Annotated in this window: 9 protein-coding genes and 1 pseudogene; 3 read left to right on the top strand and 7 right to left on the bottom strand. The window is 39.1% G+C overall.

What is annotated here, in order from left to right; all coding sequences use genetic code 11:
* On the top strand, window positions 1–171 hold a 171-nt coding region (locus BUB56_RS18565; protein WP_190014595.1), incomplete at its 5' end, for a transposase.
* Between the two features lie 1,208 nt (window positions 172–1,379).
* On the opposite strand, the gene BUB56_RS18560 is transcribed toward BUB56_RS18565, so the two are convergent.
* Window positions 1,380–2,003 (bottom strand): HutD/Ves family protein, encoded by a 624-nt coding sequence (locus tag BUB56_RS18560; RefSeq protein ID WP_242946436.1) that lies wholly within the window; start codon window positions 2,001–2,003, stop codon window positions 1,380–1,382.
* 165 nt (window positions 2,004–2,168) lie between these two features.
* On the opposite strand from BUB56_RS18560, the gene BUB56_RS18555 reads away from it, so the two are divergent.
* On the top strand, window positions 2,169–2,411 hold the full coding sequence (locus BUB56_RS18555) for a hypothetical protein (RefSeq protein ID WP_110942740.1): 243 nt from the start codon (window positions 2,169–2,171) through the stop codon (window positions 2,409–2,411).
* An 81-nt stretch (window positions 2,412–2,492) separates the two neighbouring features.
* On the opposite strand, the gene BUB56_RS18550 is transcribed toward BUB56_RS18555, so the two are convergent.
* From BUB56_RS18550 to BUB56_RS18525, 6 genes are all read right to left on the bottom strand, one after another.
* Entirely contained in the window at window positions 2,493–2,864 is a 372-nt protein-coding gene (locus BUB56_RS18550) for a VOC family protein (protein WP_110942739.1), read from the bottom strand.
* A gap of 124 nt (window positions 2,865–2,988) precedes the next feature.
* Window positions 2,989–3,744, bottom strand: coding sequence for a DUF3298 and DUF4163 domain-containing protein (locus BUB56_RS18545; protein ID WP_110942738.1), 756 nt, complete (start codon window positions 3,742–3,744; stop codon window positions 2,989–2,991).
* Between the two features lie 112 nt (window positions 3,745–3,856).
* The gene (locus BUB56_RS18540) at window positions 3,857–4,603 is read right to left on the bottom strand and encodes an alpha/beta hydrolase (RefSeq protein ID WP_110942737.1); all 747 of its coding nucleotides are present in this window, start codon (window positions 4,601–4,603) and stop codon (window positions 3,857–3,859) included.
* 26 nt (window positions 4,604–4,629) lie between these two features.
* Entirely contained in the window at window positions 4,630–5,361 is a 732-nt protein-coding gene (locus BUB56_RS18535) for a glycerophosphodiester phosphodiesterase (RefSeq protein ID WP_110942736.1), read from the bottom strand.
* A 182-nt stretch (window positions 5,362–5,543) separates the two neighbouring features.
* Entirely contained in the window at window positions 5,544–6,563 is a 1,020-nt protein-coding gene (locus tag BUB56_RS18530; protein WP_110942735.1) for an alpha-hydroxy-acid oxidizing protein, read from the bottom strand.
* 351 nt (window positions 6,564–6,914) lie between these two features.
* On the bottom strand, window positions 6,915–7,892 hold the full coding sequence (locus tag BUB56_RS18525; protein WP_110942734.1) for a quinone oxidoreductase family protein: 978 nt from the start codon (window positions 7,890–7,892) through the stop codon (window positions 6,915–6,917).
* A 207-nt stretch (window positions 7,893–8,099) separates the two neighbouring features.
* Between BUB56_RS18525 and BUB56_RS18520 the strand changes: the two are divergent.
* Window positions 8,100–8,327, top strand: a pseudogene (locus BUB56_RS18520) (IS5/IS1182 family transposase); the annotation flags it as partial.

Here is an 8,327-nt window from a genome sequence, read left to right as displayed (position 1 = left end):
AGTATGAGGAAAATGCAGATCGATACCATCCGCTTAAAGTTGATCAAGATTGCATCAAAGATAATCCGATCAGCAAGATATATTACATTCAAACTTTGTAGCAGCTGCCCATATAAAGAGGAATTCTACGAAACCTTTGAAAACATAAGGCGACTCCCAAAGTTTGAATAGCAAAAACAGTGAACCTTGGCAATTTCAAAACGGCAAAAACAACCCAAAAACAACTATTACGGGATAAGTCTACCCTTTTTTAGGAACTTTTTCCTTTATATAGATTTTTAAAACTGATAAAACTCAATTTTGAGGGTCTAAATTCATTTTTTAGATCTTCATGAATAATTCAGGCTGATTTTCTTTTCACTCTTCATTCCCCCATTATTTTTTATATTTTAGCTTTCACAAATCGAAAATAGTGGATATTTGTTCTGATAAGAAATTTATTCCTATGTGCAAATATCAAATGTTTTAAGATTTGCAAAAGGTATAAAGCTCATAAATATTCATGAAAATTAATAAATATTTGTATGTATTTTTTTAGTTTCTTTTTTTATTAAAAAATATGAATCCTTGCACATTTTGTTTAAAGTTTGATTTTATCAGTTGAAACTATAAAATTTATTATAGAATCAAGCAGTTATTCTGTCAATAACTATTCTTGAAATTTTCTGAATAATGAAATATTATACGTATCCAGGCAAACGATACCATTTTGTATTTGCTGAGGATTCTATTTTTAAAAAATTTTTCCTGAACTAGATTAATTTTTATAGATTGACTTCAGCTCAACAGGATTTGGTTTAATTAATTTTCAGAATATTGTTTAAAGTGAACGAGTCGTTAATTTTATTTCAATTATTTTTGTAATTTTTTCATCAAAAAAGATCCGTTTTTGTAACGGACCCTCTTAGTACATTATTTACTTTTCCTCAAGCAACTAATTCTTTTAACTTTTATTCACATGGCCTATCTCGATTGAAATAGAAAAATTCCTGCTGCCAGCACTTCTGCATTACAAATATTCTTTAAATCATATTTTTTGATGTATGCATCCAGCAGTTGAAGATTATGAATCTTTTTCATATTTTTCATCCTCATAGGCCATTAATGAATTATTGATAATATAGTTTTAGTGTATCTAAGATCTGTTATTATGAAAAGGACAAATGTCCTTTTAAAAATTAAGATTTTAAACTTATCTATAAATGTGTGACTAAGAGAATTTAACATTCATTGGAACGGTACAGAAGCCTTTCTCTACGCAAATCTCAATAGAAATGTAGGGATCGACGCCCTCGTCGTTCTGAATATTTATTAGGATTCTCAGTCATACATCTATACAAAAAAAGAAACAAAGATAATCTATCTTTGTCTCTATGGGATTATTTTCCCTGATAATAAACCCGTGCTCTTATAATCGTTGTCTCATTTTCATTAGAATTGCCTATTTTTATAGGTGAAGCTGAACAGGATTCATCTGTGTGAATGAGGAAGAAGTCTCCGGTTTCCAAAGTTTCTATCCCTCCGTCGATGTGTATATCAGCTTTACCTGCTACACAGTATAGAGCTTCTGTGGCTCTTGTGTATTCTTGCAGTTCCATAGGAGGAAAGATTTCCACCGTCCCCATCTTCAAACTAATTGCGTCTAACTCTCCGCTGCAGCCATGGGCCATCATCAGATTAAAATCTGTTACCTTACCAAAGCTTCTTGTAGTCCAGTCCCCGCTAAAGCTGTCCTGTTCGAAAGGTACTAATGCAGCCTTATGGTGTCCCTCATGCTCTAACCGTAGCTCTCCTTCCAGCACCATAATCAATCGCCATATACCCGGAAGGTGTGTAAATAGAGATTCTTCCACCTCTACCTTCGCCGAACTGATTCTCCATAAAAAATTCTTTTCGCTGTACACAGCATCCTTCGGAAATATTGCCAATTGGGTTGTGGTTCCCCCCGACCACATGGATGTATTTTGCTCTGCCTTCCTTATAATTTCCATTGAATAACCCATAAAATTCTCCCCTTTATAGAGTATACTTGATAACGAATATAAAGACTGTTTATCTTCTCTATTTCATATTCTTGAAAATCTAAAATAATCCTTCCTATATAAGGATACTAGATTGGAAAAAGGTTCATAATATAGGATAGAAACCACCAAGAAAGGATGAATTTCATGGATGATCGTAAAACCCTGCATGAGGTAATGAATCAAATGAAGAGAATTGAAGAGAACTTGTCCAGTAATTTCGAGCAGCTAACCAGTATTGATCTGCTGCTAACCTCTGATAACAACGGTACCGTAAAGGATGCAAAAATATCTAAAAACTTTTCTCTTTTAAAGGAAAAGCTGGAAGAGGCTGCTGACTCCGCCAAAGTATTTATGGACATGCTGGAAAAGGAACATCGCCATAATTAAGTTTTCTTAGAAACAGGAAAAAGAACACATGAAGTGCTCTTTTTCCTGTTTCTAAGCTTTTAATTAAACCTATCCTAAAAACTATCTTTTCTGTGGCAAGATTTCCACCCAATATCCATCCGGATCTTCTATGAAATATATACCCATGCTCTCATTCTCGTAGCAAATACAATCCATTTCCTTATGTAATACATGGGCAGCTTCATAGTCATCGGCAGTAAATGCTATATGAATTTCATTGTCTCCAAGGTCATAGGGCTCTGTACGGTCCCGAAGCCATGTCAGCTCAAGCTTATGTGGAGTGGTGTCGTCCCCTAGAAACACCAGAATAAAGCTTCCGTCGGATGCTTCTTTTCTTCTGGTTTCAACCAATCCCAGTGCCTGCTTATAAAAATTCAAGCTCTTCTCCAAATCGAAAACATTAATATTGTTGTGTGCAAATGTAAACTTCAATATTCTCGCCTCCCAATCTATATTTGTTTTATGCTTTTATCCTTAGTATACTCCATTTTGCTATTCTTGGGTAACAAAAAATAGATTTTCCTATCTATACTGTTCAGTCTATGGTTTTTGGATATCATAACAATCTAGGAAGCGGCCCCTCCACAAGGATGAAGTCCGTCAAGCTGTTATAAGGAATCATGAACTGGGGAATACCATAAACATAGGGTGTATAAGCATAGGTCTGAAAATAAATTCCTATGGCTTGAGGGGTCAAATAAAACTGTTGATCCCGGTGGATGGTGTGAAAGTCAGTGATCAACTGGATTTTTTTTGTTTTGATCTGCTGCTTAATATAGGTGTTCAATCGCTGGATATAAGGACTCTCCTCTTGAAATAAATCTTTCAGTCCATATATCTTTCCCATATCCATATCTACTGTCAGCGAGTCTGCCAAAATTAATCCGCAGGCTGCTGCTTTCCCAATAGAATAGTTCTGAAAATAAATACTTAACAGTCCGTCTCTATTTAGCTTAACATCATAGCTTCCTATTATTTGGATTAGGTTTTTGGAACGTTTCTTTTGGGCCGCCACCAAATCATAGGTCTTCTTTAGAATTAGCTCATTAATACATCTTTCTATTTCAGGGTCTTTCAGCCCACTGACCTCAAAATAACTCAAATTCAACGGCCAGTGCAGAATCCTTTTAACAGTTAAAGCTGCAATTGTATTGCTCTTGGGTGATTGAGCCTTTAACCTTCTGCCTGCCATAGATTGATAGTGCTTATAATGATACTCTGCCATTTTTTTGTGATAGTCATACAGACTTATGTTTTTTCCTGTCATCCCGGCTTCTTGATGCATTTCTTTCTCCTGCCTGTTTCCCATCATCCCATTTCCCCCACTCCTAAAACATATTCCCTTTTACTTAGTATATGCACTTGGTTGGGTGAAGTGTGCCACCGTTTTTGTAACGGTTAAACATCCTTAAAAAAACCGTGGACTATCGCCGTAAAAACTCCTGTATTCTTTCATGTATTAATTCCCGTTCCGGCCCTATGGTACAAACATGTTTCGAACGCTCTAGCCACAGAATCTCTTTTTGCGGGGCTCTGATTTTATCATAAATGATTTGAGCACTAACCGGTTTTACGGTTTCGTCGGTCTTGGATTGAATAATCAGGGTAGGACACTGGATCTGGTGCAGGTTTTTCTCTCCTAGTTTCATCAGCTTTAGCAAATGACACAAGGCCTCTACGGAGAAACCATCATATCCCAGCTTGTAGTCTTTGAATTCTTCAGCTGTCGGCCCCTCTCCGCTTCCCCCCCATTTTCTAAACCGCTGAAAGTACTTTAACAACGGTGCTCCATAGGCTTTTCTATCATAAATTTTTACAGGCGCAGCAATGGGAACTACTTTGTCCACAGGATACTGTTCCGCCAACAATAGGGTCAAAACCCCTCCCATGGACAAGCCTATCACATATACTTTTCTGCAGGTTTTTCGTAAAGCTTCATAGCCTGCAACCGCATCCTGCAGCCAATCCTGCCAGGTGACTTTCTCCATATCCTCTATTTTCGTACCATGACCCTTTAATAAAATCCCTTTGACACGATAGCCCTTTTTATGAAGGCTTTCCCCCAACAATCTCATGTGTGCCGGGGTGCCTGTAAATCCATGAATGAGCAAACAGCCTTCCGCTCCCCCTTCGTAATCAAAAGCCTGTGCATAACGATGAAAATACTCCATAAATTATCCTCCCAGTAATCTCTTTTTCATATTTTATCCACTGCATTTCTCCCACGGTCCGGATAATCGGTAATAATGCCAGCGACTTCCATACCGGCAATCTTCTCTAAATCTGATATTTCGTTGACGGTGTAGGTATATATGGGCATTTGATGCGTTTGTGCTCCTGCGACGATTTCAGGCCTTACACTATAATAAATAGGATGCAGACCATCTGCACCGATGCTTCGTGCATATTCCCATGGACGGACCATTCCTGCAACATACAGAATTCCAACCTTTATACGAGGGTTGAGTCCCTTGATTTTCAGAAGACTATAGTGATTAAATGATGAGAGTACAGTACAATGCTCCATTCGATAAATACCCAGGGCCTCCAGTATTTTTTCTTCTAATCCCTCATACAAAACAATCCCATTTTTCAACTCTATATTCAGTAATATATTTCTCCCTCGTAAGCAATCCAGCAGATCTTCCAAAACCGGAATTTTTTCACCTTTAAACTCCTTGCTAAACCAGCTCCCGGCATCGAGTTTTTGCAGTTCTTTCAAAGTTAAAGCCTGAATAGCCCCTGTCCCATCGGTAGTACGGTCTACCCTTTCATCATGACAGATAACCAGGTGTCCATCCTTGCTCATCTGCACATCGATCTCCAGGCCATCGGCACCTAAGGCCAAGGCTTTCTTAAAGGACGCCATGGTGTTTTCCGGTGCATAGGCAGAAGCTCCCCTGTGTCCGATAATCAGAGGCCTCTTCATCTTTTTCAACCCCTTTTTTCATGAATATATTCTCTTTATCCTTATTTTTCCCTGCTGTTTCCTTCCTACACCTATCATTTTATTATAAATTGTGCAAAGAAAGAACCCGGTACAATGTACCGGATTTTCTCGATCTAAATTTTTTGCAGATGTATGATTAAGAAATTCGATCAAACGCCAAATTAATAGATGACTTCCCTGCTGATCTCTTGAAGACTTCCGCATCCTGTCATAATCATGGCTTCCTCCAATTCAACCCCGATACGGTTAGTGTAGAGCTCTACCCCTTCTGCTGCTCCCCCAAAGGCAGCTACCACATAGGGGCGGCCAATCAATACTGCATCAGCACCTAATGCCAGTACTTTCAATACATCCAATCCTGTACGGACACCACCATCAATAAATATCTTAATTTTACCGCCCACTGCCTTTACAATCTCCGGAAGCACCTCTACCGTAGCAGGCGTATGATCCAGCACTCTTCCGCCATGATTGGACACTACAATGCCATAGGCCCCTGCTTCTAAAGCTTTTTCAGCACCCCTGGCTGTCATGACCCCCTTCAAAATGAAGGGCAGACTGGTTGAGTCTATGATTTCCTTTATTTCTTCAACGGATTTAGGACTCACCGGCTTCCCCGCCATAGCTAATAGGATTAATCCTGCGGCATCAATATCCATAGCCACAGCCGGAACTCCAGCCTTTTCTGCCAGAGCAATCCGCTGCATCACTTCTTCCTGCTTCCATGGCTTAATGGTGGGAATACCCCATCCTTCATTTTCTTCAATGACTCTTAGGGGGTCCGTAAAGAATTGGTCCTTTGCACCATCCCCAGTAAAGCCTATGGTTCCAGCCCGCTTACAGCCTTCTATGATGGCCTTTGAATAGTGATAATCATCAATACCATGCTTATCCCCATAGTTTGGAATCAATCCGCCTATCGGTGCAGCCAGAATGGGATATCTCAATCTTGCTCCAAATAGCTCAATAGATGTATCCACTGATACCGGAGAATAAATGGTATCCAAATTCACCTTGATTTCACTGAGCTTCTCACAGTTTCTGACAAAAGCAGCACCGGAATCCTTCCCACCGGGCCCTGGTACCTCTCCTCTACAGGCCTTTCCGTTACACTGGGGGCAAACCCTGCATTTGAAACCTTCAATTTGCTTTGCCTTTTCAATAAGCTTTTTAAAATCCATTTCCCCACCTCACCAGTTTAAAGTCTTAAAACAAGTCTTACCCCATTTTTGAATATTTTTCTGTGCTTGTCAAGTAATGGCATAGAAAAAAGGCCCACTGGGTGTGCTTCGCTAGGGGAACCTAGTTCCCCTTCGACGGCTGCAAGACAGTCTGAGCACCCCTCTTACTACGGCAGGGAATTTCATCCCCTACAACCCCTGCTTTTTTATTGTCTTAAAATGTTATAAAATGCCTTAAGCCCTGAAATTACTTTTATTGAAGCTCCAGCAAATTTATACTTTCCTAGACAATAAAAAAAGATCTTTCTATGGAGATTACGTGTTCATAAAAAGATCTCTCTACAAAATTTGTTAAGGCTTTAATATAATTTTTCCTATGCTTTTTCTGCTTTCAATCAATTCATGGGCTTTTCTTGCATTTCCAAGAGGGTATGCAGCACTGATAACCAGCTTTATTTTGCCCTCTCCAATCATTGGCAGAACCTCTTTTGCAGTTTCTTTCAGGATTTCAGGCCGCTGCTTTATGGTTGTGGCTATACTAAAGCCTAAGACTGCCCGACAGCTGGAATGTAGTTGTTTTGTGTTCACCGTACCGGTAGTGCCGCTGGAGCTATTAAAGTTCACCAGTCTTCCATACATAGCTAAACACTCTAAGCTCTCGCTAAAAACATCGCCTCCAACAGAATCCAGTATAATATCTGCTCCCTTTCCACCGGTCGCTTCCTTAACAGCCTCTGCAAAACCGCCTTCACGGTAATTAATCACTGCATCTGCACCAAGTTTTTGGGCAACAGGTATTTTTTCATCGCTTCCAACAGTTCCGATAACTTTCTTTGCACCAAAGGCCTTCGCCATTTGAATGGCAGTGGTACCGATTCCGCCTGCAGCCGCATGTATAAGTACCGTTTCTCCCTCAACCATCCTGGCCACTGGTTTTAGTAAATTGTAGGTTGTAAATGTAACAAGAGGGCTGGCAGCAGCAGTATCAAAGTCTATATTGTCCGGTATAGGAAAAGTAAGACTTTCATCAGCCACTGTATACTCTGCATAGGACCCATTTTGAGGGAATGCAATCACCCGGTCTCCTTTTTTCAAACCAGTTACACCGGAACCCACAGCCTCTATGGTTCCTGCAACATCCAATCCTGGTATTACAGGAGGGGTACTTGCTCCGTGCATTTCCCCTTTCCTTGTCTTAATATCAGCAAAATTCAAGCCCGCAGCAGCAGTGCGAATTAAAACCTGTCCAGCTCCAATACTAGGTATATCAATATCCTTTAATGTTAGAACCTCAGGGCCTCCAAATTTTTCTATTACAATAGCCTTCATCTATTGGTATCCTCCCTTTTATGATCATATATTTATTGTTTATTTTTCCTATTCTATTATAAGATAAACCTTGCTTTTTTCATATGAGTAAATTTCATAATTTTTAAGCCTTGAAATAACAATGTTTCAAAAATATAAAAAAACAGTCTACCCCAATCCGATAAATAATTTGTAAAAAAAATCCACAGAAAGGGGCGACTGCAAATTATGTATCGGCAAACAACTTTATTTACTTTAGATCAAATTATTGAACTTCAACCATTAACAAAATTACAGGCTATTTTGACTTTCATTGACTATTCCATTTTACTACAAGCTTTTCAAATTCAACCCTGTAAACGTGGTCCTAAGGGTTTCTCTTTTGAGGCTTTACTTAATGCCTTAATTGCTATGCAGTTAGAACAAATCTGTACTATAAAGGCATTGGTTAAGAGA

This window comes from Geosporobacter subterraneus DSM 17957 (assembly GCF_900142145.1).
In the GTDB taxonomy this organism is placed as follows: Bacteria; Bacillota; Clostridia; order Peptostreptococcales; family Thermotaleaceae; genus Geosporobacter; species Geosporobacter subterraneus.
The sequence above is the reverse complement of the archived record's forward strand: the minus strand, read 5'-3'. Positions and strand labels throughout refer to the sequence as shown.

Coding starts and splice junctions, on each gene's coding strand:
- BUB56_RS18525 (WP_110942734.1), bottom strand. CDS start 7,892: ATGAAGGCTATTGTAATAGAAAAATTTGGAGGCCCTGAGGTTCTAACA.
- BUB56_RS18545 (WP_110942738.1), bottom strand. CDS start 3,744: ATGATGGGAAACAGGCAGGAGAAAGAAATGCATCAAGAAGCCGGGATG.
- BUB56_RS18535 (WP_110942736.1), bottom strand. CDS start 5,361: ATGAAGAGGCCTCTGATTATCGGACACAGGGGAGCTTCTGCCTATGCA.
- BUB56_RS18560 (WP_242946436.1), bottom strand. CDS start 2,003: ATGGGTTATTCAATGGAAATTATAAGGAAGGCAGAGCAAAATACATCC.
- BUB56_RS18555 (WP_110942740.1), top strand. CDS start 2,169: ATGGATGATCGTAAAACCCTGCATGAGGTAATGAATCAAATGAAGAGA.
- BUB56_RS18530 (WP_110942735.1), bottom strand. CDS start 6,563: ATGGATTTTAAAAAGCTTATTGAAAAGGCAAAGCAAATTGAAGGTTTC.
- BUB56_RS18540 (WP_110942737.1), bottom strand. CDS start 4,603: ATGGAGTATTTTCATCGTTATGCACAGGCTTTTGATTACGAAGGGGGA.